Annotated in this window: 20 protein-coding genes; 16 read left to right on the top strand and 4 right to left on the bottom strand. The window is 63.8% G+C overall.

The window, feature by feature from the left end; all coding sequences use genetic code 11:
• Window positions 1-7 precede the first annotated feature (7 nt).
• Window positions 8-490 (top strand): SixA phosphatase family protein, encoded by a 483-nt coding sequence (locus tag KIH07_RS18260; RefSeq protein WP_226493321.1) that lies wholly within the window; start codon window positions 8-10, stop codon window positions 488-490.
• Window positions 491-499: 9 nt separating this feature from the next.
• Here the strand turns inward: KIH07_RS18260 and KIH07_RS18255 are convergent, their stop codons facing one another.
• Window positions 500-1,231, bottom strand: coding sequence for a Crp/Fnr family transcriptional regulator (locus tag KIH07_RS18255; RefSeq protein WP_226493320.1), 732 nt, complete (start codon window positions 1,229-1,231; stop codon window positions 500-502).
• Between the two features lie 308 nt (window positions 1,232-1,539).
• On the opposite strand from KIH07_RS18255, the gene KIH07_RS18245 reads away from it, so the two are divergent.
• The 7 genes from KIH07_RS18245 (at window position 1,540) to KIH07_RS18215 (ending at window position 9,305) form a co-directional block, all read left to right on the top strand.
• Complete coding sequence (locus KIH07_RS18245; RefSeq protein ID WP_413465768.1) at window positions 1,540-2,013, top strand: type IV pilin protein; 474 nt, start codon at window positions 1,540-1,542, stop codon at window positions 2,011-2,013.
• Window positions 2,013-2,606 carry a Tfp pilus assembly protein FimT/FimU gene (locus KIH07_RS18240; RefSeq protein WP_226494749.1) on the top strand — a complete coding sequence of 198 codons (594 nt, stop codon included), beginning with the start codon at window positions 2,013-2,015 and terminating at the stop codon, window positions 2,604-2,606. The genes KIH07_RS18245 and KIH07_RS18240 overlap by 1 nt, the downstream gene beginning before the upstream one ends.
• Before the next feature lie 65 nt (window positions 2,607-2,671).
• Window positions 2,672-3,034, top strand: a complete 363-nt coding sequence (locus tag KIH07_RS18235) for a fimbrial assembly protein (RefSeq protein WP_264181858.1) — start codon at window positions 2,672-2,674, stop codon at window positions 3,032-3,034.
• Entirely contained in the window at window positions 3,031-4,221 is a 1,191-nt protein-coding gene (locus KIH07_RS18230) for a PilW family protein (protein WP_226493319.1), read from the top strand. The genes KIH07_RS18235 and KIH07_RS18230 overlap by 4 nt, the downstream gene beginning before the upstream one ends.
• The gene (locus KIH07_RS18225; protein WP_226493318.1) at window positions 4,221-4,802 is read left to right on the top strand and encodes a hypothetical protein; all 582 of its coding nucleotides are present in this window, start codon (window positions 4,221-4,223) and stop codon (window positions 4,800-4,802) included. The genes KIH07_RS18230 and KIH07_RS18225 overlap by 1 nt, the downstream gene beginning before the upstream one ends.
• Before the next feature lie 23 nt (window positions 4,803-4,825).
• Window positions 4,826-8,737, top strand: a complete 3,912-nt coding sequence (locus KIH07_RS18220) for a pilus assembly protein (RefSeq protein ID WP_226493317.1) — start codon at window positions 4,826-4,828, stop codon at window positions 8,735-8,737.
• A 181-nt stretch (window positions 8,738-8,918) separates the two neighbouring features.
• Window positions 8,919-9,305: an energy transducer TonB gene (locus tag KIH07_RS18215; protein ID WP_226493316.1), complete on the top strand. Its 387-nt coding sequence runs from the start codon at window positions 8,919-8,921 to the stop codon at window positions 9,303-9,305.
• Between the two features lie 10 nt (window positions 9,306-9,315).
• Here KIH07_RS18215 and KIH07_RS18210 read toward each other — a convergent pair whose 3' ends face one another.
• Together KIH07_RS18210 and ppx are read right to left on the bottom strand one after the other, a co-directional pair.
• Entirely contained in the window at window positions 9,316-9,843 is a 528-nt protein-coding gene (locus tag KIH07_RS18210; protein ID WP_226493315.1) for a hypothetical protein, read from the bottom strand.
• Window positions 9,844-9,973: 130 nt separating this feature from the next.
• A complete protein-coding gene (gene ppx / locus KIH07_RS18205) occupies window positions 9,974-11,458 on the bottom strand; it encodes an exopolyphosphatase (protein WP_226493314.1) in 1,485 nt (494 codons plus the stop codon).
• Window positions 11,459-11,736: 278 nt separating this feature from the next.
• Here ppx and KIH07_RS18200 point away from each other — a divergent pair, with 278 nt between their 5' ends.
• Window positions 11,737-12,654, top strand: a complete 918-nt coding sequence (locus KIH07_RS18200; RefSeq protein ID WP_226493313.1) for a cation diffusion facilitator family transporter — start codon at window positions 11,737-11,739, stop codon at window positions 12,652-12,654.
• A gap of 57 nt (window positions 12,655-12,711) precedes the next feature.
• Here KIH07_RS18200 and arsC read toward each other — a convergent pair whose 3' ends face one another.
• Window positions 12,712-13,146, bottom strand: a complete 435-nt coding sequence (gene arsC, locus KIH07_RS18195) for an arsenate reductase (glutaredoxin) (protein ID WP_226493312.1) — start codon at window positions 13,144-13,146, stop codon at window positions 12,712-12,714.
• Window positions 13,147-13,328: 182 nt separating this feature from the next.
• Between arsC and pstS the strand changes: the two genes are divergently transcribed.
• From pstS to phoR, 7 genes are all read left to right on the top strand, one after another.
• Complete coding sequence (pstS, locus tag KIH07_RS18190; RefSeq protein WP_226493311.1) at window positions 13,329-14,360, top strand: phosphate ABC transporter substrate-binding protein PstS; 1,032 nt, start codon at window positions 13,329-13,331, stop codon at window positions 14,358-14,360.
• A gap of 128 nt (window positions 14,361-14,488) precedes the next feature.
• On the top strand, window positions 14,489-15,454 hold the full coding sequence (gene pstC / locus KIH07_RS18185) for a phosphate ABC transporter permease subunit PstC (RefSeq protein ID WP_413465767.1): 966 nt from the start codon (window positions 14,489-14,491) through the stop codon (window positions 15,452-15,454).
• A gap of 23 nt (window positions 15,455-15,477) precedes the next feature.
• Complete coding sequence (gene pstA / locus KIH07_RS18180; protein ID WP_226493309.1) at window positions 15,478-16,332, top strand: phosphate ABC transporter permease PstA; 855 nt, start codon at window positions 15,478-15,480, stop codon at window positions 16,330-16,332.
• Between the two features lie 56 nt (window positions 16,333-16,388).
• A complete protein-coding gene (pstB, locus tag KIH07_RS18175; RefSeq protein ID WP_226493308.1) occupies window positions 16,389-17,165 on the top strand; it encodes a phosphate ABC transporter ATP-binding protein PstB in 777 nt (258 codons plus the stop codon).
• 42 nt (window positions 17,166-17,207) lie between these two features.
• Window positions 17,208-17,909 (top strand): phosphate signaling complex protein PhoU, encoded by a 702-nt coding sequence (phoU, locus tag KIH07_RS18170; RefSeq protein WP_226493307.1) that lies wholly within the window; start codon window positions 17,208-17,210, stop codon window positions 17,907-17,909.
• An 88-nt stretch (window positions 17,910-17,997) separates the two neighbouring features.
• Complete coding sequence (phoB, locus tag KIH07_RS18165; protein ID WP_226493306.1) at window positions 17,998-18,729, top strand: phosphate regulon transcriptional regulator PhoB; 732 nt, start codon at window positions 17,998-18,000, stop codon at window positions 18,727-18,729.
• Window positions 18,726-20,045, top strand: a complete 1,320-nt coding sequence (phoR, locus tag KIH07_RS18160) for a phosphate regulon sensor histidine kinase PhoR (RefSeq protein ID WP_226493305.1) — start codon at window positions 18,726-18,728, stop codon at window positions 20,043-20,045. Before phoB ends, phoR begins: the two co-directional genes overlap by 4 nt.
• The last annotated feature ends 1 nt before the right edge of the window (window position 20,046 follow it).

Here is a 20,046-nt window from a genome sequence, read left to right as displayed (position 1 = left end):
CCACGGTATGGACCTGATTCTGTGGCGCCACGCCGAAGCCCAGGAGCACTCCGATCCGCTCGGGGGGCAGCAGGGCGATGCGCAGGACATGGCCCGCCGGCTCACGCCGCGCGGTGAAAAGCAGGCCGCCCGCATGGCCGCCTGGCTCGACCGGCAACTGCCCAACGGCGCGCGCATCTACGCCAGCCCGGCGCACCGCTGCGAGCAGACGGCGCTGGCACTGGGGCGCAAGTTCAAGCTGCGCGACGAACTCGCGCCCGAGGGCGACCCGCTGGCCCTGCTGGAGCTGGTGCAGTGGCCCCACGGCAAATCCACCGTGGTGGTGATCGGCCACCAACCCACGCTCGGCCGCGTGATCGCGCGCCTGCTTGGTCTGGCCGAGGAGGACTGCCCGATGAAAAAGGGCGCGCTCTGGTGGTTGCGCCAGCGCGAACGCAACGGAACCCTGCAGACCCTGCTGCTCACCGTGCAGACGCCCGAGCTGCTCTGAGGGGCCCTTTCAAGGGCCTGGCTCCATGGCCCATGGGGGGCTCGACGTGGTTGGGCCGCCACACGATTTTTCATCGCTGGCTGCGCGGGTGCGCAGTTCGACGATGCCGTAGCTTCGGAATATCAAGCCCACCTCTTCCAGGTACTTCAGTGCGCGGTTGGCGCTCTGACGGCTCACGCCCAACATCTGGGCGATCACCTCTTGCGGGATTCGGACCCGCTTCTTGGGCGTGACCCGACTGCCGTAACCGGAAGCGATGCGTTCGAGACGCCTGAAGACGCGTTGCTCCAGTGGGAGAAAGGCCTGTTCCTGGATGACGTCCAGGGCCACACGGAGCTTGCCGCTGGCCAGCACGCCAAGGTCCCGCCAACACAGCGGGTGCGCATTGAGCCAGGGTTCCAACACCGCCCCATCGACACACAGAACCTTGGTGTCGCCATTGGCATGGGCAGAGAAGTGCCGCGGCCCGCGATCCAGGGTGGAGATCTCTCCAAACCACTGAACGGGTTCCACCTGCGACAACACGGCCACCTTGCCATCCCTGTCCACATTGCTGACCAGCAGCGCACCGTCCAGGACGCAGAACAGTCCCTGACTGGGTTCCCCTTGAAGGAACAGATCCTCCCCATGGGCCAGCCGCACGGGTCGGGCCATGGACACCAGGGCCATTTGCAGCTCGCTGTGGCAGGAGCGGTACCAACGGTCCGAACTGAGGGCGCGACGAAGTGTGACGTTTTTCATAAAAAAACAAACGATTGCAGTAGTCGATGTAAGCATAGTTGTTACATGTCAACACACTGTAAAAAGTTTGACACTCGCACGAAGTGCGTTCTCCCAGAATCGCGCTCCTCATTCACCGCCCTCAGCTTGGTGACCGATACGCGGTCCACCAGATGCGTTCACCAACGCAAACCCTGAGAGGCTGCAGCTCGCATGGTTTGCTCATGAACCGATCACCGTTGAAGTGTTTTTCCGATGGCCCATCGTGGGTCGGCCCGCCCGCGTCAATCGGGGCTGGGTCCTCAGGATGGACGCATGAAACCGCGTTGATGTCCCGGACTGGCCGGTGCCTTCCCCATGGTCAGGGAAGGCACCAGGGCTTCACCTTGATCGAATTGATGATCACGGTGGCCGTGGTCGCCATCCTGACCGCGCTGGCCTTGCCTTCCTACCAGGACTATGTCTTGCGGGGCCGTCTGGTCGATGCCACGACGGCGTTGTCGTCGCTGCGAGCACGCATGGAGCAGTACTACCAGGACAACCGCACCTACAAAAGCGTGAGCAAAACCATTGTCAGTCCATGTGCCAACAGCAGCATAGCGGGCACATTCACCGTGAGCTGCCCCACGCTGGAGGACACCAGCTACCTGCTGGAGGCCAAGGGAGCGGGGTCGACCGTTGGCTTTGTCTTCACGATGGACAACAACGGAACCCAGGCCACGACCGGTTTGCCCAAGGCCTGGGGTGAAGTTCCCAAGGCCGGCTACGCCTGCTGGATCGCCAAGAAGGGTGGAACGTGCTGATGCTCCGCGCCCGGCGTTCCTCCCAGTGGGGGTTTACGCTCATCGAGCTGATGGTCGTGATCGTGATCGTCGCCGTGTTGGTGCTGCTTTCCGTGCCTTCGTTGGGGACCTGGGTGGCGGATGCCAGCATTCGCAACACCTCGGAATCACTGATGGGGGCGTTGCGGGTGGCGCAGTCCACCGCCGTTACCCGGGGCAAGACCACCATGCTGGTGCGCACGGCTGCTGCACCCGCCTGGAATGCCCCCGCCAGTTCCGCGGGAAGCAACTGGTACGTGCGTGCGCTCCCGCTGGCCGACTCGGACGAGAAGGCCAGCGCAGGTGATCTTGTTCAAGCCACCAGTCTCGGTACCCAAAACGGCGTGAGCATCGCGGGCCCTTCGGTGCTCTGCTTTGGTGCGCAAGGTCATCTGGTCAGCCGCACAAAAGATGAAACCGGTGTTGATGCGGCCTGTGACGTGGCGAACCCCGCCGAGTTTGACGTGACACGGGGTGCGGGCAGGGCCTTGCGGCTGCGTGTCTATTTGGGCGGTCGGGTACGCATGTGCGACCCGGCCAAGGAACTGTCCGACAAAGATCCGGACGGATGCTGACGATGACAACACAACGAAATCTGCCAAGGGGCGGCCGCACTGCCCGGCGAAGCGCAGCACTTGGCATGAGCCTGATCGAGGTCATGGTGTCGCTCGTGATCTTTTCGGTCGGTGTGCTCGGGCTGGTCAGGCTTCAGGCGCACGCGATCCAAGTGGATACACAAGCCGGCGACAGAAACCGCGCGGCGGATCTGGCCAACGAGGTCGTGACGCTGATGTGGACCAACCAGACCAGCGATCTTTCAAAGGATGCGCTGAAGGCATGGAACGCTCGCGTGGCAGACACCGCGCACGGGGGATTGCCCAGCGGCAAGGGCGTGGTGAGTGCGAAGGAGGGGGTGGCGACGGTCACGATCACCTGGCACCCCCCATGGCGCGCGGCGACCGAACCCGATCAAACATACCTGACACAGGTGGCGATCCCATGAACTTTGCCCATTCCTTGCGTCATCGCCAGCGGGGCGTCACGCTGATCGAGTTGATGGTTGCCTTGTTGGTGGGCCTGTTCCTGACGCTGGCGGTCTACATGGTGATGAGCAACTTCGAGTCGAGGCGACGCACCAACACCGCGGGCTCGGAACTCGACAAGGCAGGGGCACTGGCCATGGCGCAGATCGATCGCCAGCTGCGCAGCGCCGGCAGCGGGTTTGCACAGGCCGCCAGCTTTGCCTATGGTTGTGCGCTGCACGCGTCGAAGTCTGACCAACAGATTCTTCCGGCCAAAGATGCCCTCGCTGCACCGTTTGCCAGCGTGGACCCCGGAACCTTAGGCGTTTTTCGGCTGGCGCCGGCACTGATCCTTCCCGGGCAGACCACGCCCGGAGCCAGCGGCAAAGCGTCCGACGTGCTGGTGATCATGGCATCGGCGGCGGCCTGGGGCGGTGTTCCCGCGCCGTTCACCGAGGCCGCGCAAGCCGCTGCATTGACACTGGCCAACACCTTGCCGTTCTCTCGCAACGATCTGATGTTGCTCAGTGATGAGCAGCCCGCCGAAGCCGGTGGCGTGGCGCCTTGCCTGGTGACGCAGGTCAGCTCGTCGGCCACGACGGGCTCGGCCACCAACGCCCTGGCGTTGGCCGGCACCTGGTATTCCGCAACGGTGGACAAAACGGCTGTGACCGGTTATTCGGAAACCGGGACGGCGACCGTGCTGGGCAACGCCGGGTTGGGTCGACTGCCCGAATTCGTGCTCATGGGCGTGGGTGACAACAACACGCTCTATACGCACGACCTGCTCCAGACGACGGACACGCCCCTGCAGGCCACGGCCGAAGGCGTGTTCGAGCTGCACGCGCTCTATGGCATCGATACCAATACCGACAAGAAGGTTGACCTGTGGGTTTCGCCCACAGACAGCAAGTCGGGGTACGGGCTGTCCGATCTGTCGGACGGCAGCCTGGCGGCGGCGGGCAAGCTGCGAAACATCAAGGCGATCCGGGTCGGTTTGATTCTGCGAACGGCTCTGCCAGAGCGCGACGAAGTGTCCTCCGCAACGGTGACGTTGTTCAACGACATCAATGGCCTGACCCACACGCGTGACTTGACGTCCAGCGAGCGGCACTACCGCTACAGAACGCTGGAATCCACCATCCCTTTGCGCAACAACTTCCTGTGATGAAAACCGTGTTCTTTCGTCGCCAGGAGCAAGGCGTTGTACTCATCGGTACCTTGTTTGCCCTGGTCTTGTTGATGCTGGCCGCCGCCGCGATGCTGAGGTCGTCGGACATCTCGGCCATGTTGGCGGGCAACCTGTCGTTCCAGCGCGACCTCACCAACCAGGCCGAGCGAGGCTTCGCCGCGGCACGAAAACTCATGGGTTCTGGCGCATTGGCGACCGAGTCGGCACGGGAGTCGAGCCTGGCCTCGGGCAATTACGCGGCCGCGAGACTGACCACCAATGCCAGCGGAATACCCAAGGTCCTCACCAGCGAGAGCACCTACAAGGATGCGAAATATTCCGTCGCCGACATCAGCGAAAACGGCGTGACCGTGCGCTTCGTTATCGATCGTCAGTGCCTCGCCGCGGGCGCGTTCAACGAGGCCAATTGCGAGACCTCCGCCGGTTCATCAGACGCTTCCGGCTCCAGCTGGTTGCGCAAGCCCGGGAGCGAGAGGCGACCTTTGTACCGCGTCAGTGTCCGTGTGACGGGGCCGCGCAACACCCAAGCCTTCTTTCAATCGACGTTCGCGCTTTGAACGTTCAGCACAGCATCTCTGCCATGGAACAGCCACGCCTTTTTTCCTTTCGTATCGGCCGACACGCCAAGGCACTGCTGTGTGCCAGCCTGAGCGTTCTGTCATTGCTCGGGCCGGGCACGAGCCAGGCCGTGGACCTGGCCGACCAGCCCATGCTGTCCACCGTCAACGTGCCGGGCAACCTGATTCTGGCCCTGTCGGTGGAATGGCCGACGGCGACAACGCCTGCCTATAACAGCATCGACGGTAAAAAGATCATTCCCTACAACGCTTCCAACACCTACCTGGGGTACTTCGACCCGGAAAAATGCTACGTGTACGAAGCCGTCAACACGGGGGGGAAGGACTCGCCAGACTATTCGACCAGCTATTTCTCTCCGAGCTCGTTCGCGTCGAAACACAGCTGCAGTGGCAAGTGGAGCGGCAACTACCTCAACTGGGCGGCGATGCAGACCCTGGACGCGTTTCGATGGGTCATGACCGGGGGCTACCGCAGCACCGACACGAAAGACACCACGATTCTCACCAAGACCTACGCTGCGCAGAACAGCAGTTCGACGATTCCGAACAAGACCATTTCTGGATTGTCTTCGGTTTCTGGTGCGACACCATTGGCTTGGGACGCGGCTACCACCCGGCTGCGCGCCCTGGGAACGGCAATGCACATCACCAAGAGCGGGAGCATCGACGGCGAAACGACGGTTCCGGTCGACTACACCAACCCGGAGAAGGTGAGTGATAGCACCGTCTACCGCGTCTACATCAATGTCAAGGTGTGTGATGCGGGCCTTGGGCTGGAGAGCAATTGCACCAGTTACCCTTCGAAATATGCGAAACCGGAAGGGCTGATGCAGCAATACGCATCAAAGCTGCGCTACTCCGCCTTTGGTTACTACAACCACAATGGTTCAGCAAGCCATCAGCGCGATGGAGGGGTGATGCGGGCGGGGATGAAATTCATCGGCCCGAAGGCACCGGTTCCTGGCAAGCCTGCCATCACCAACGATGCGACGGAGTGGGACGCACAGACCGGCGTCATGCTCACCAACCCGGACAGCAGCGCTGCCACTCAAACCGAGGCTGATGCCAAGAAGGCGAATTACACCGTCTCCATCCCCAACAGCGGGGTCATGAATTACCTCAACAAGTTCGGCTATTCGGCCAAATCGTACAAGTCGCACGATCCGGTCAGCGAGCTTTACTATGCCGCGTTGCGTTACTTCAAGAAGCAGGGGAACCTGAATCAGTACACCGACTTGAAGGGGGCAGATTCCGCGGCAACGGCCAACACTTGGCTGGATGGGTTTCCTGCCATCACCGATTGGAAAGACCCGATTGCCTATACCTGTCAGAAGAACTTTGTCCTGGGCATCGGTGATGTCAACACACACCGGGACGCCAACCTCCCCGGCAGCACACTGCGCAGCAAAAGCACGTTGGATAGCACCAACCCGGCCGTCACGGACGATCCTGTCGACGTGGCGGCGGCCACCAACATGGTGGGGCAACTCGAGGGGCTCGACAAGCTCGGGGACAGATTCGTTGACCTCGGCGGACGTAGCTGCCTTACGACTGAATCGAAAGACGACGATCGCAGTTTGAATCGGTGCAACAGCTATTACCTGGCTGGCTTGGCCTATGACGCCCATACCAAAGACATACGGCCCGACCTGATCGGGTCGCAGACGGTCAACAGCTACTTCATGGATGTCCTTGAGAAGCAGAAATACGCTTCCAAGAACCAGTACTGGCTGGCTGCCAAGTACGGGGGCTTCAACGTTCCATCCGATTTCTCTCCCTACGCCTCCAGCAACGGGACCAGCACCATTGCCGAAAAGGACTGGTACACGTCTTCCGACACGATGGTGATCAGCGAGGACGAAACGGACAAGCGGCCGGACAATTATTTCCCCGGCAATCGCCCAGAGCTGATGAAGTCGGGTCTGACGGCGGCGTTCGCCAAGATTGTCAATGAGACCGAATCGGCCACCGGCACGGCGTTGTCCACGGTGTCGCCCAATGTGTCCAGTGCCGGGACCGCGAGCTATGCCGCATCCTACGACCCCACCAACTGGACGGGAGAACTGGTCGCTTATCAGCTCACCTACGACAGCAAGGGGAATCCGACCAGTGCCGAAAAATGGAATGCGAGGGCCTTGCTGAGCGCGTCCACGATGACCGAATCGAAGCGCAAGATCGTGACGTGTTGCAAGAAGAGCGGGGCCGCATTGCCTTTCACGTACGACGCCATGAAAGATGCGTCACTGATCAGCAGGACCGATCTCTCAAGCTTTGCCAAGGTACCGGGCGTTTCTGGGGACGCACAGTCGACCGAGAACTACATCAAGTACCTGCGTGGCGACACGAAACAGGAAGTGGCCAACGGTGGTGCCTACCGCACGCGGTCGTACCGGCTTGGCGACATCGTCAACGCCAAGCCCAATGCCGTGGGCAAGCCCGATTTCCCTTATTTCGACGTCTACAACCCGGGTTACAGCGCGTTCAAGACGACCCATGCCAAGCGTTCGACCGTGGTGTATGTCGGCGCCAATGACGGCATGCTGCATGCCTTTGACGGAAGCATCGACAAAACCGATTCCGGGAAGGAGCTGTTTGCCTACGTGCCCAGCTTTGTCTATGGCGACAAGAACACCGCCGCCACGTCCGGCCTGGCGGCCCTGGGCAACCCCAGCTACAGCCACCGCTACTATGTGGACGCGACCGCGGCCCACTTTGATCTCGACTTCTCAAAAACGCACGGTGCGGCCGACGCAAAAACGCGCGACTGGCGCACAGTGCTTATCGGCGGCTTGGGAAAGGGGGGCAAAGGCTACTTTGCGATCGATGTGACCGATCCCTCGGAATGGACCGATGAGTCGAAGGTGGCGAGCAAGGTTCTCTGGGAATTCACCGACGAGCGCATGGGTTACACCTACGGGCGACCCAGCGTGGTCAAGACCGCCAAATACGGTTGGGTGGTGCTGTTCACCTCGGGCTACAACAACAGCGACGGGAAGGGCTATTTCTTCATCGTCAATCCCGCCAACGGAGAGCTGCTCGAGGCAGTGGAAGCCCCAGGGGGATCAAGCTCCGATCCTCTGAACATCGGCGAGCACACCGCCTACGTGTCCAACTACAACGACATGACGGCGGACGCTGTGTACGCTGGCGACCTGGCGGGCAATGTCTGGCGGCTGGATCTCACAGGCAAGATTGGAACCTACGATGCACCGAAACTGATCGCCACCTTGGCCAATGCCAAGGACGTCGCGCAGCCGGTCAGTACCCGCCCATTGATCGAGGTGGAGCCCAACTCCGGCAAGCGCTATGTTCTCCTGGGTACCGGCAAGTTGCTGGCCGACAGTGATATCGCCAACGGCGACGTGCAGAGCCTCTACGCCATCGTCGACGGCACCGGCAAACATGGGGACTTCTACACCGGATCGACCTTGCCCACTGGTGTCATTTTTCCCGTCACGCGCTCGAAACTGGAAGAGAACAAAGACTTGCTGGTGGGCATTGGCAGTAAGCCGACCTCCAGCATGGGGTGGTACTTTGACTTGCCAGTCACCAAAGGCATTGCGCAGCGCGTGAACGTGAATCCGACCGCCAACCAGGGCGTGGTCGCGTTCGTGGCGAACCTTCCCAATGGGCAGGCATGCTCGCCAGGCGGCGTCGGTGCCCTCTACGCCACGGCCTTTGCGGATGGCAAGACCGTGCTGACGGGCACGGATGGCAAGGCCGTTGCCTGGTTGTCGCCCACCAATGGGGTGCTGACGGATGTCGCGATTCAGCGTGTGGACGATAACCTGCGGCTCATCGTCGGCGGCAACGATGCCAATGGGGACCCGACCGTTGCGAAGGCTCCTGCCAAGCTGACGACCGCATCTGGCCTGAAACAAATGAACTGGCGCGGTGTGACTTCGTCGAAGTGACATGGGTCTCGGTGCCCGCATTTGCATCACGGCCATGGTATTGGCGCTTCACGTTGCCGCCATCGCCTGGTGGGGGGGGCAGCGCGTCGTCCGGCCATTGGCTCCGAACGGGCCCCTGTTCGTGCAGGCCCGTATGTTGCCGGAGGGGGGTGGTCGGTCGGCTGCGGTTCCAGCTCCGGCCATGGCCTCACCCAGATCCAACCCCAAGAGCGAGGCATTGGCAGGAGGGCAGGCCACCGTTTCAGTGGCTTCTTCATTGCCCAAGGCCGACAATGTGACCCAGGAAGTTGCCGGGGAGGGACTGCGAGCCCCCATGCCACGGTCGGCCCCAGACCTGGAGCAGCTTCAAGGCCTGACGTTCTCTGGACTGCCGATCCGCCTGCGGCTGGTCATCGACGACCTTGGTCAGGTCCGTGACGTGATCGTGCTCTCTTCGTCGGAAGCGCCCGAGGTGATGGAGGCTATCAGCCGGGTGCTTTCACACACAGCGTTTGTTCCCGCGCGCCGGGACGCGGTCGATGTGGCGACCGAAATGGACATTGAGCTGTTCTTCGGCCCCGGGGCCTGAAAAGGGTGGTTCAAGGCGCCGGTTGGGCGGCGACCTTCCTGGTGGCCGCTTTTGCCGGGGTCTTCAAGGCGGGTTGGGCCGGCTTGCGGGGAGCGGCTTTTGCGGCGGGTTTTGTTGCGGTCTTCGTGGCAGCTTTGGGTGCGGCTTTGGGCGCTGCGGCCTTCACAGCGGTTTTTTTCACCACCGGCGTTGCCGTTGCCTTGGGGGTTGCGGGTTTGGCCGCCGCGGGCACCGAAGGGATCGCGGTCGTCGGAGCGGGCGGTGCGGCTTTGGCGGATGCCTTGGCGGGGCCCTTGCCCTTGGCGCTGGGGCGGCCCGTCTTGAGGGTGGGCACGGCGGCCAGGGCGGACTTGAAGGCGCCGTCGTTCAGGCCCTTGAGCACGGTGAGGCCGGCGCGCAGCAATTCACTTTTCTTCACCGAGGTGCCCAGCGCGATGGCGCGGGTCTTGAGCAGGTCGATGACGGCGTATTCGGCCTTGGGGATGGTGAAACTGTCGCGCACGAGTTTGGGGGTCTTGGCGGTGTTCTTGCTGGCCATGGGGAAGCTCCATAAAGGTATAAACGGTATATACAGTTTATAACAATATCGGAACCGCCTCTCGGCGCGGTCCGGGCGGGCAGGGCGGCCATGCCGCTGGCGCAGGCCCCGGCATCACCGCCTCACGGCATCACCGGATGTCCGCGGTGAACTTCCAGGCCGTTTTTTGCCAGGCCAGCACCTCTTCTCCCAGCAGCCAGGCCGACTGTGGGTAGCGCTTGGCCCAGCCCGGGTTGGTGGCGAGTCTGAACGCGCCGGGCTTGAAGCTGAGCTTCACCGACTCGTGTTCGGGCATCTGGCGCGCATGGCACAGCAGCACCGCCAGCCGCAGGCTCATGAGCTGTTTGGCGAACAGCTCGTCGCCCAGCGCCTGCTCCAGCTTGCGCAGCTTGCCGCGCTGGCCCAGCACCAGCTGGCTCATGCGGTGCAGTTCGGGGAAGGAAAAGCCGGGTGCGTCCACGTTGTCCAGGATGTAGGCGCCGTGGTGGTACGAGCGATCGTGCGAGATGTGGGTGCCGATCTCGTGCAGGCGCGCGGCCCAGGCCAGCTTCTGCGAATAACGTTCGTTCTGCGCGTCCACCGCGGCGATCTGGGAGAACAGGGCGGTGCTCACCGTGCTGACCCGCTGCGCCTGGGCTTCGTCAACGGAAAAGCGCTCGGCAAGCCAGCGCACGGTGCGCTCGCGCACGTCGCCGCCGTGGGTGTCGCGGTCGATCAGGTCGTACAGGGCGCCCTGGCGCAGCGCGCCCTGCGCGGGCAGCATCTGCTGGATGTCGAACAGGTCAAAGATGGCGCGCAACACGCTCACGCCGCCGCCCAGCACGGCCCGGCGGTCGTCCTTGAGCCCGTCGAGCCGGACCTGTTCCAGGTTGCCGGCCTTGATCAGCCGCTCCACCAGCCAGTCCAGCCCGGAACGGGTGATCACGCCGGAGGCCCAGCCGTTGGCGGCCAGGATGTCGGCCACCGCGCCCACCGTGCCCGAGGAGCCGTAGGCCACGTTCCATTCCGAAGGAGGGAAGGTGTCCAGCGCCTCGTCGAGCACCGCCTTGGCCGCGACTTCGGCGGTCTTGAAGGTGGGGGCGGTGAACTGGCCCTTGGGGAAGTAGCGCGTGGACCAGGCCACGCTGCCCAGCCGGTACGACTCCATGCGGCGGGCTTCGTAGCCTTCGCCCAGGATCATTTCGGTGGAGCGCCCGCCGATGTCCACCACCATGCGCTTTTCGTCGGATTGCGGCAGCAGGCGCGATACGCCCTGGTAGATCAGCCGGGCTTCTTCGTGGCCCGAGATGACTTCGATGGCAAAGCCCAGGATGGCTTGTGCGTTGCGCAGGAATTCGTCGCGGTTCTTGGCTTCGCGCAGGGTCTGCGTGGCCACGGCGCGCACCTGCTGTTTCTTGAAACCGTGCAGACGCTCGGCAAAGCGGGCCAGGCACTCCCAGCCGCGCTGCATGGAGGCCTGGTTCAGCACCTTGTTTTCGTCCAGGCCGCTGCCCTGGCGGACGGTCTCTTTCAGGTATTCGATGCGTTCGATGTGGCCCGAGTGGAAGCGGCCGATTTCGAGCCGGAAGCTGTTGGAGCCGAGGTCGATCGCGGCCAGGAGGGTTCCGTTTTGCATAGGGAGAGATGACCACGGCGGCTCCCGTGGGGGCCGGTGGTCCGGGAAGTCGGATGAGGAGCCCGGATTGTGACGCATGGAGTGCACCCCCAGCGCCCACGGTCGCCCGCGCGGGCGTGCGGAAAATTGAAACCGTTTGTCTGCGTCGCGGCCCCGGACGGTCGCAGCGGGCTGCCGGCTGCGACGAACCTTGCACCCCGGCCCAAGCCGTGGTGACCCGGCTTGACGCAGCGCGCGGGCGTGCGATGCTCGGTGCATCGCGCCACCTGAACATCCGCATGAACACCGGCCACGACCATCACCACGACCACGCGCCCGCCAACTTCAGCCGGGCCTTTGCCATCGGCATCGGGCTCAACACCGTCTTCGTGGTGATCGAAGCGTTTTATGGCTGGAAGATCAATTCGTTGGCGCTGCTGGCCGATGCCGGGCACAACCTGAGCGATGTGGCCGGGCTGGTGCTGGCCTGGGGTGGGGCGCTGGCGGGCAGGCTGCGCCCCAACGCCCGCCATACCTACGGCTGGAAGCGCGGCGGCATCATGGCCGCCCTTGCCAACGCGTTGCTGCTGCTGGTGGCCATTGGTGCGCTGGCCTGGGAAGCGGTGGGGCGCCTGATGTCCCCCGACCCGCTGGCGGGCGCCGAAGGGGTGACCATCATGGCGGTGGCGGGGGTGGGCATTGTGGTGAACACGGTCACCGCGCTGCTGTTCATGCGAGGCGGCGAAAGGGACCTGAACATCCGCGGCGCCTTTCTGCACATGGCGGCGGACGCGCTGGTGTCCGTCGGTGTGGTGGTGGCGGGCGCGCTCACCTTGTGGATGGGCTGGGCCTGGCTGGACCCGGTGGTGAGCCTGGTGATTGCGGCGGTGATCCTGTTCGGCACCTGGACGCTGTTTCGTCAGTCGCTGCACCTGCTGTTTGACGGTGTGCCCGACAGCGTGGACCTGATGGCCGTGCGCCAGAGCCTGCTGGACCTGCCCGGGGTGACGCAGGTGCACGACCTGCACGTCTGGGCCATGGGCACCTCGCAGATCGCCATGACGGCGCATCTGGTGACCCCCAAGGGCCACCCGGACGATGCGTTCTACCGCGCCGCCACCGATCTGCTGCACGAGCGCTTCGAGATCACCCACGTGACGCTGCAGGCCGTGCGCGAGCCCTTCATGCCGCTGTGCGGCGACGTGCGCCCCCTGTGACGCATCCAGCCGGCGCGCCCGGCCGGCACGATTGGGTACCCCGCGTCAACGAGCGGGTCAGCGAGCGGCCTTGACCGGCCGCCCCGCCGTGTCCACCACCGGCTCGCCGTCTTCCTTGGCAAATGCGCCGCGCTGCGGCTGGGGCAGGATGTCCAACACCTGTTCGGACGGGCGGCACAGGCGGGTGCCGAGCGGCGTGACCACGATGGGCCGGTTGATCAGGATCGGGTGGGCCAGCATGGCGGCGATCAGCTCTTCGTCGCTGCGCCGGGGATCGTCCAGCCCCAGCTCTTTGCACAGGGCTTCCTTGCTGCGCATGAGGTCGCGAACGCCCAGGCCGCTGTCGGCGATCAGCCGCAACAGGGTCGCGCGGTCGGGCGGGGTTTTCAGGTACTCGATCACCTCGGGTTCGGTGCCGCTGTTGCGGATCATGGCCAGCGTGTTGCGGGAGGTTCCGCATTTCGGATTGTGGTAAATCGTGACTTTGCTCATGGGGGCTCCAGATGGGTTGCGCAGTGTATCGGCCCGCGGCCCGTGTTGCAGGGTCCGTTTTTTTCGGCGGGGAGGGGCGGCCACGTCGATTCGGGAAACGGTCTTGTGAATGTCACAGAGATGTCACATTGACTCCCTAGAGTCCGGGTTGTGAATCTGCTTCAACCAACGCGAGGACTTCCATGAACACCAAACGCACCCTGCTGAAAACCATCGCCGCTGCGGCATTCGCCTCCATGGCCATGGGCTCGGCCCTGGCCGCCGACATCACCGGTGCCGGCGCCACCTTCCCGTTCCCGGTCTACGCCAAGTGGGCCGAAGCCTACAAGGCAGCCACCGGCACGGGTCTGAACTACCAGTCCATCGGCTCTTCGGGTGGTCTCAAGCAGATCCGCGCCAAGACCGTGACCTTCGGTGCCTCGGACGCCCCGGTCAAGGGTGAAGAGCTGGACAAGGACGGCATGGTCCAGTTCCCGGCCATCATCGGTGGCACCGTGCCCGTGGTGAACCTGGAAGGCTTCAAGCCGGGCGAGTTGCGCGTGACCGGCCCCGTGCTGGCCGACATGTTCCTGGGCAACATCAGCAACTGGAACGACCCCAAGCTGGCCGCACTGAACCCGGGCAAGAAGCTGCCCGACCAGGCCATCACCATCGTGCACCGCGCCGATGGTTCGGGCACCACCTACAACTGGACCGACTACCTGACGACCATCAGCAAGGATTGGGCGGACAAGGTCGGCAAGGGCGCCGCCGTCAAGTGGCCCGCCGCTTCGTCGGTGGGTGGCAAGGGCAACGAAGGCGTGGCCGCCAACGTGAACCGCGTCAAGGGTGCGCTGGGTTACGTGGAATACGCCTACGTGAAGAAGAACAAGATGAACTTCATGCAGCTGCAGAATGCCGAAGGCAAGTACGTCAGTCCTGACGACAAGACCTTCGCCTCCGCCGCGGCCGGCGCTGACTGGTTCAGCGTGCCGGGCATGGGCGTGTCCATGGTGAACGCCAAGGGCGCCGAGAGCTGGCCCGTCAGCACCGCTTCGTTTATCCTGATGTACAAGCAGCCTGCCGACAAGGTGGCGTCCGCCGAAGCGCTCAAGTTCTTCGACTGGGCCTTCAAGAACGGCAAGCAGCTGGCTTCCGACCTCGATTACGTGCCGCTGCCCGACTCCCTGACCGATCAGATCCGCGCCAAGGTCTGGAACCAGGTCCAGAAATAAACCGGACCGGGTAAGAAGACATCCGCCGGCCGGCGCTGAGCTCGCCGGCGGATGCTGTTTTGTGGTGGGTTCGAAGCCAACCGACGGGAGTCAACATGAGCATGGGAACTACCATGAATGCGCCAAGCATGCCCCTTGAAACGGGCAACCCCAACATGGTGTCGATCGCCAGAAGGCAACGACTCCAGGACATCGTCTTTCACCGTTTGACCCAGGGCTTTTCGCTGCTGGTGCTGATGGCCCTGCTGGGCATCATCGTTTCGCTGTTCATCAACGCCTGGCCGGCGTTCCAGAAATTCGGCCTGAAGTTCATCTGGTACGTTGAGTGGGACATCATCAACGAAGAGTTCGGTGCCGCGATCGCCATCGTGGGCACCCTGGCCAGCGCCACCATCGCGCTGCTGATCGCCGTGCCGCTGGCCTTCGGCATCGCGCTGTTCCTGACCGAAACCTGCCCCACCTGGCTGCGCCGCCCGCTGGGCACCGCCATCGAGCTGCTGGCGGCCGTGCCGTCCATCATCTACGGCATGTTCGGTCTGTTCGTGTTCGCGCCGCTGTTCGCCGACTACGCCCAGGTGCCGATGCAGAACGTGCTGGGTGGCATGCCGCTGATCGGTTTCCTGTTCGGCGGCAGCACCAACGGTTTCGGCATTCTGGCCGCGGGCATCGTGCTGGCGTTCATGGTGCTGCCTTTCGTGGCGGCGGTGATGCGCGACGTGTTCGAGATCGTGCCACCCATCCTGCGCGAATCGGCCTACGGCCTGGGCTGCACGACCTGGGAAGTGGTGCGCAAGGTGGTGCTGCCTTACACGCAAAAGGGCGTGATCGGCGGGGTCATGCTGGGGTTGGGCCGTGCGCTGGGCGAGACCATGGCGGTCACCTTCGTGATCGGCAACGCCAACCGCATGCCCACCTCGCTGTTTTCACCCGGCACCTCGATCGCGTCCACGCTGGCCAACGAGTTTGGTGAGGCGGCCGACTTCCACATCTCCGCGCTGTTCGCGCTGGGTTTCCTGCTGTTCGTCATCACCTTCATCGTGCTCGGCCTGGCCAAGTGGATGCTGTTGCGGGCCGAAAAGGCCAAGGGTCTCTGACACTCCCATACCCACACAAGAACATGGAACTCAATCAATCGCTCTACCGCCAGCGCCGCTGGACCAACGCCATCGGTCTGACCCTGTCAATGGCGTCCATGGCGCTGGGCCTCGCGGTGCTGTTGTGGATTCTGGTCGTGCTGTTCAGCAACGGCGTTGCCGCGCTCGACTGGAACATGTTCACCCAGTCCACCCCCGCGCCGGGCACCGAAGGCGGTGGCCTGGCCAACGCCATCGTCGGCAGCCTGCTGATGGTCGGTTTTTCGGTGCTGGTGTCCACCCCGATCGGCATCTTGGCCGGGGTGTACCTGGCCGAATACGGCGACCAGAGCAAGACCGCCGAGCTGACCCGCTTCGTCACCGACATCATGCTGTCGGCACCTTCCATCGTGCTGGGTCTGTTCGTGTATGCCATCGCGGTGGCCACGGTGGGCACCTTCTCGGGCTGGGCCGGCACGCTGGCGCTGTCGCTGATCGCCGTCCCGGTGGTCGTGCGCACCACCGAAAACATGCTGCGCCTGGTGCCCGGCAGCCTGCGCGAAGCGGCCTTCGCGCTGGGCGCGCCGCGCTGGAAGGTCGCCACCATGGTGACCTTGCGCGCGGCCCGCAGCGGCGTCATGACCGGCCTGTTGCTGGCCGTGGCCCGCATCAGCGGCGAAACCGCGCCGCTGCTCTTCACCGCGCTGAACAACCAGTTCTTCAGCACCGACATGAGTCGCCCCATGGCCAACCTGCCGGTGGTGATCTTCCAGTTCGCGATGAGCCCGTACGACAACTGGATCCGCCTGGCCTGGGGCGGCGCGCTGCTCATCACCCTGTCGGTGCTGGTGCTCAACATCGTGGCCCGTGTGTTCCTGCGCGAGAAGAACACCGCCTGAGGCCCGTCCACCTGGCCACCGCTACCGCCATATTCCATTTCTTCTGGATCTGACCCATGACCAACACCGCCACGCCCGCCAGGAACGCGCTGGAACTGCGCAACCTGAATTTTTTCTACGGCAAGTTCCAGGGCCTCAAGCAGGTCAACATGAACATCGAGGAACGCAAGGTCACGGCCTTCATCGGCCCGTCGGGCTGTGGCAAGTCCACACTGCTGCGCACGCTCAACCGCATGTACAGCCTGTACCCGGGCCAGCGCGCCGAAGGCCAGATCAACTTCTACGGCCAGAACATCCTGGACGACAAGCAGGACATCAACCTGCTGCGCGCCCGCATCGGCATGGTGTTCCAGAAGCCCACACCGTTCCCGATGTCGATCTACGACAACATCGCCTTCGGCGTGAAGCTCTACGAGAATCTGAGCAGCGACGACATGGACGACCGGGTCGAGTGGGCGCTGACGAAGGCGGCCCTGTGGAACGAGGTGAAGGACAAGCTCAACCAGAGCGGCCTGTCGCTCTCCGGCGGCCAGCAGCAGCGCCTGTGCATCGCGCGCAGCGTGGCGGTCAAGCCCTCGGTGCTGTTGCTCGATGAGCCGACCTCGGCGCTGGACCCGATCTCCACCGGCAAGGTGGAAGAACTGGTGCACGAGCTCAAGCAGGACTACACCATCGCCATCGTCACGCACAACATGCAGCAGGCCGCGCGCTGCAGCGACTACACCGCCTACATGTACCTGGGTGAGCTGATCGAATTCGGTGCCACCGAACAGATCTTCTTCAAGCCCACCAAGACAGAGACCGAGGACTACATCACCGGACGGTTCGGCTGACATGGCCCAACGTTCATCCATTCGTGTAACGGGAGTGCTTTCATGAGCGACAAACACATCTCCAGCCAGTTCGACGCGGAACTGAACTCCATCTCCACCCACGTCCTGGAAATGGGCGGGCTGGTCGAATCGCAGCTGCACCAGGCGGTGTACGCGCTGGTCAACCTGAGCACCGAGTCGGCCGACCAGGTGCTGGCCAATGAGGCAAAAATCAACCAGATGGAAATGCAGATCGATCACGAGATCATCTCCACCATCGGCCGGAGGCAACCCACGGCGCGCGATCTGCGCTTTCTGATGGCCATTTCGCGCACCACGCAGAACCTGGAGCGCGCCGGTGACGAGGTGGCGCGCATCGCGCGCATGGTCAAATCGATCATCCAGAGCGGCTCGCCGCGCAATCTGCCGAGCAAGGAGCTGCGCGTGGCGGCCGATCTGGCCGCGGCTCTGCTGCGCAAGACGCTGGATTCGTTCGCCCGGCTCGACACCGCCATGGCCGTGTCCATCATCAAGGAAGATCACCAGATCGACGACGAGTACAACGGCTTCATGCGCAAGCTGATCACCTACATCATGGAAGATCCCCGGACGATCTCGCCCAGCCTGGACCTGCTGTTCCTGGCCAAGTCGATCGAGCGCGTGGGCGACCACGCGAAGAACATCGCCGAGCAGATCATCTTCATCGTGATGGGCGAGGACGTGCGCCACACGTCCATGGACAAGGTGGAGTCGGTGGTCGGATGAGCAAGAGAACACCCCCCGCGCCGCTCCGCGTCTCCCCCCTGGGTGGAGGGCGCCAGCCGCAGCCCGTCCTGAATCAGGGGTTTCTGTCGTGAGAAAACTGCCACGCGTGCTGGTCGTGGAGGACGAGCCGGCGATCGCCGAGTTGATCGCCGTCAACCTGCGGCACAACGGGTTTGCACCCACCGTGGTGTTCGACGGCGCGGCGGCTCAGCGCGAGGTCGATGCGGTGCTGCCCGACGTGATCCTGCTCGACTGGATGCTGCCCGGCGAGAGCGGAGCCACACTGGCGCGCCAGTGGCGCAAGCAGGAGCGCACCAAGACCGTGCCGATTCTCATGCTGACCGCGCGCAGCGACGAGTCCGACAAGGTGCAGGGACTCGATGCCGGGGCGGACGACTACATCACCAAACCGTTCTCCACCCAGGAACTGCTCGCGCGCATCCGCGCCGTGCTGCGCCGCCGCGCGCCCGAGATCGTGAAAGACTCGGTGCAGGTGGGCGATCTGTCCCTGGACGCGGGCACCTACCGCATCACGTTTCGCGGGGCCGAACTCAAGGTCGGTCCGACCGAATTCAAGCTCCTGCACTACCTCATGAAGCACGCTGAGCGGGTGCACACCCGTGGTACGCTGCTTGACAAGATCTGGGGAGATCATGTCTTCATCGAGGAGCGAACCGTGGACGTGCATGTCAAACGTTTGAGGGAATCACTGGGCGAAGCCGCGGGCATGGTGGAGACCGTGCGCGGCGCTGGCTACCGCCTCACGGCGTTGAACTCCACGGGACGTCCGGCCCAGGGCACAGACACCGCCACCGCATGACGCGGCGTGCGATCGAGCTGCTGCTCCTGGTGGCGCTGGGAGCGGTGTGGGGCTGGGCCCACGACGCAGCGGCCTGGACGTTTGCCGGTGCCCTGGTGGGTGCGCTGGTCTGGAGCATTTTCGACGGCCTGCGTGCACGCAGCGTGCTGCGCTGGCTCAACAAGGCCGATGCCTCACGTTCCCCCCATGTGTCGGGCACTTGGGGCGAACTGGTCGAACGCTGCCGCAAGCTGATCAAGAAACTGGAGAAGAAGGCGCAGAACAGCGACGCCCGGCTGGAGGATTTCCTCGCCGCCATCCAGGCCTCGCCCAACGGCGTCGTGCTGCTGGATTCCGCAGGGCGCATCGAGTGGTCCAACCTCACCGCGGCGGCCCATCTGGGCTTCGACCCCCAGCGCGATCTGGGCCAGTACGTGCGCAACATGGTGCGCGCGCCGGCGTTCACGGCCTACATGGCCGGTGGCGATTTCAGCCACGAGATACAGATCGATGGCCCGGGTGTGCGCCCCTCGCAGCCGGCGAAGATATCGCTGCAGATCCACCCATACGGCAAGAAGCGCAAGCTTGTGCTCACGCGCGATGTCACCGCCGTGCAGTTGGCCGAAGCCATGCGCCGCGATTTCGTGGCCAACGTGTCGCACGAGATCCGCACGCCGCTCACGGTGCTCAGCGGCTTCGTGGAAACCATGCAGAGCATTCCGCTCGAAGAGGACGATCGCGCGCGCTACCTGGGCCTGATGAGCCAGCAGGCGCAGCGCATGCAGACGCTGGTGAGCGATCTGCTCACGCTCTCACGCCTGGAAGGCAGTCCGGCGCCGGGGCCGGGCGAGTGGATTGACAGCGGGGAACTGCTCACGCACGTGATTCAGGAGGCGCAGGGCCTGACGCAGGCGATTGCACAGCCGCCACACGAGATCCGCGCCGTTGCTTCGACCCCGTTCTGGGTCTCGGGCGCCAAGACCGAGCTGCTCAGCGCCATGTCCAATCTGCTCAGCAACGCGGTGCGCTACACACCCGGTGGCGGCCAGATTGAGGCTGGCTGGCGTTTGCGGCCCGATGGCGGGGGCGAGTTTTTCGTCACCGACACGGGCCCGGGCATCGCGGCCGAACACCTGCCGCGCCTGACCGAGCGCTTTTACCGTGTGGACCGCAGCCGTTCACGCGAAACCGGCGGCACCGGCCTGGGCCTGGCCATCGTCAAACACGTGACCCAGCGCCATGGCGGTCAGGTGGAGGTGCAGAGCACGCCGGGGCAGGGCTCGACCTTCCAGGTGGTGCTACCCGCTTCGCGTGTGCGCGAGCGGGTCACCGGCTGAG

Origin of the sequence: Hydrogenophaga taeniospiralis (assembly GCF_020510445.1) — a bacterium.
In the GTDB taxonomy this organism is placed as follows: Bacteria; Pseudomonadota; Gammaproteobacteria; order Burkholderiales; family Burkholderiaceae_C; genus Hydrogenophaga.
Note: the sequence above shows the minus strand (reverse complement) of the source record. Positions and strands in the feature narration are given on the sequence as shown.

What these genes read in the sequence shown, in the direction of transcription:
- KIH07_RS18220 (WP_226493317.1), top strand. Translation starts at nt 4,826, where the DNA reads ATGGAACAGCCACGCCTTTTTTCCTTTCGTATCGGCCGACACGCCAAG.
- KIH07_RS18210 (WP_226493315.1), bottom strand. Translation starts at nt 9,843, where the DNA reads ATGGCCAGCAAGAACACCGCCAAGACCCCCAAACTCGTGCGCGACAGT.
- KIH07_RS18215 (WP_226493316.1), top strand. Translation starts at nt 8,919, where the DNA reads ATGGCCTCACCCAGATCCAACCCCAAGAGCGAGGCATTGGCAGGAGGG.
- KIH07_RS18230 (WP_226493319.1), top strand. Translation starts at nt 3,031, where the DNA reads ATGAACTTTGCCCATTCCTTGCGTCATCGCCAGCGGGGCGTCACGCTG.
- pstB (WP_226493308.1), top strand. Translation starts at nt 16,389, where the DNA reads ATGACCAACACCGCCACGCCCGCCAGGAACGCGCTGGAACTGCGCAAC.
- pstC (WP_413465767.1), top strand. Translation starts at nt 14,489, where the DNA reads ATGCCCCTTGAAACGGGCAACCCCAACATGGTGTCGATCGCCAGAAGG.
- pstA (WP_226493309.1), top strand. Translation starts at nt 15,478, where the DNA reads ATGGAACTCAATCAATCGCTCTACCGCCAGCGCCGCTGGACCAACGCC.
- KIH07_RS18260 (WP_226493321.1), top strand. Translation starts at nt 8, where the DNA reads ATGGACCTGATTCTGTGGCGCCACGCCGAAGCCCAGGAGCACTCCGAT.
- phoU (WP_226493307.1), top strand. Translation starts at nt 17,208, where the DNA reads ATGAGCGACAAACACATCTCCAGCCAGTTCGACGCGGAACTGAACTCC.
- KIH07_RS18240 (WP_226494749.1), top strand. Translation starts at nt 2,013, where the DNA reads ATGCTCCGCGCCCGGCGTTCCTCCCAGTGGGGGTTTACGCTCATCGAG.
- KIH07_RS18235 (WP_264181858.1), top strand. Translation starts at nt 2,672, where the DNA reads ATGAGCCTGATCGAGGTCATGGTGTCGCTCGTGATCTTTTCGGTCGGT.
- KIH07_RS18245 (WP_413465768.1), top strand. Translation starts at nt 1,540, where the DNA reads ATGTCCCGGACTGGCCGGTGCCTTCCCCATGGTCAGGGAAGGCACCAG.
- KIH07_RS18255 (WP_226493320.1), bottom strand. Translation starts at nt 1,231, where the DNA reads ATGAAAAACGTCACACTTCGTCGCGCCCTCAGTTCGGACCGTTGGTAC.
- arsC (WP_226493312.1), bottom strand. Translation starts at nt 13,146, where the DNA reads ATGAGCAAAGTCACGATTTACCACAATCCGAAATGCGGAACCTCCCGC.
- KIH07_RS18200 (WP_226493313.1), top strand. Translation starts at nt 11,737, where the DNA reads ATGAACACCGGCCACGACCATCACCACGACCACGCGCCCGCCAACTTC.
- phoR (WP_226493305.1), top strand. Translation starts at nt 18,726, where the DNA reads ATGACGCGGCGTGCGATCGAGCTGCTGCTCCTGGTGGCGCTGGGAGCG.
- KIH07_RS18225 (WP_226493318.1), top strand. Translation starts at nt 4,221, where the DNA reads ATGAAAACCGTGTTCTTTCGTCGCCAGGAGCAAGGCGTTGTACTCATC.
- ppx (WP_226493314.1), bottom strand. Translation starts at nt 11,458, where the DNA reads ATGCAAAACGGAACCCTCCTGGCCGCGATCGACCTCGGCTCCAACAGC.
- pstS (WP_226493311.1), top strand. Translation starts at nt 13,329, where the DNA reads ATGAACACCAAACGCACCCTGCTGAAAACCATCGCCGCTGCGGCATTC.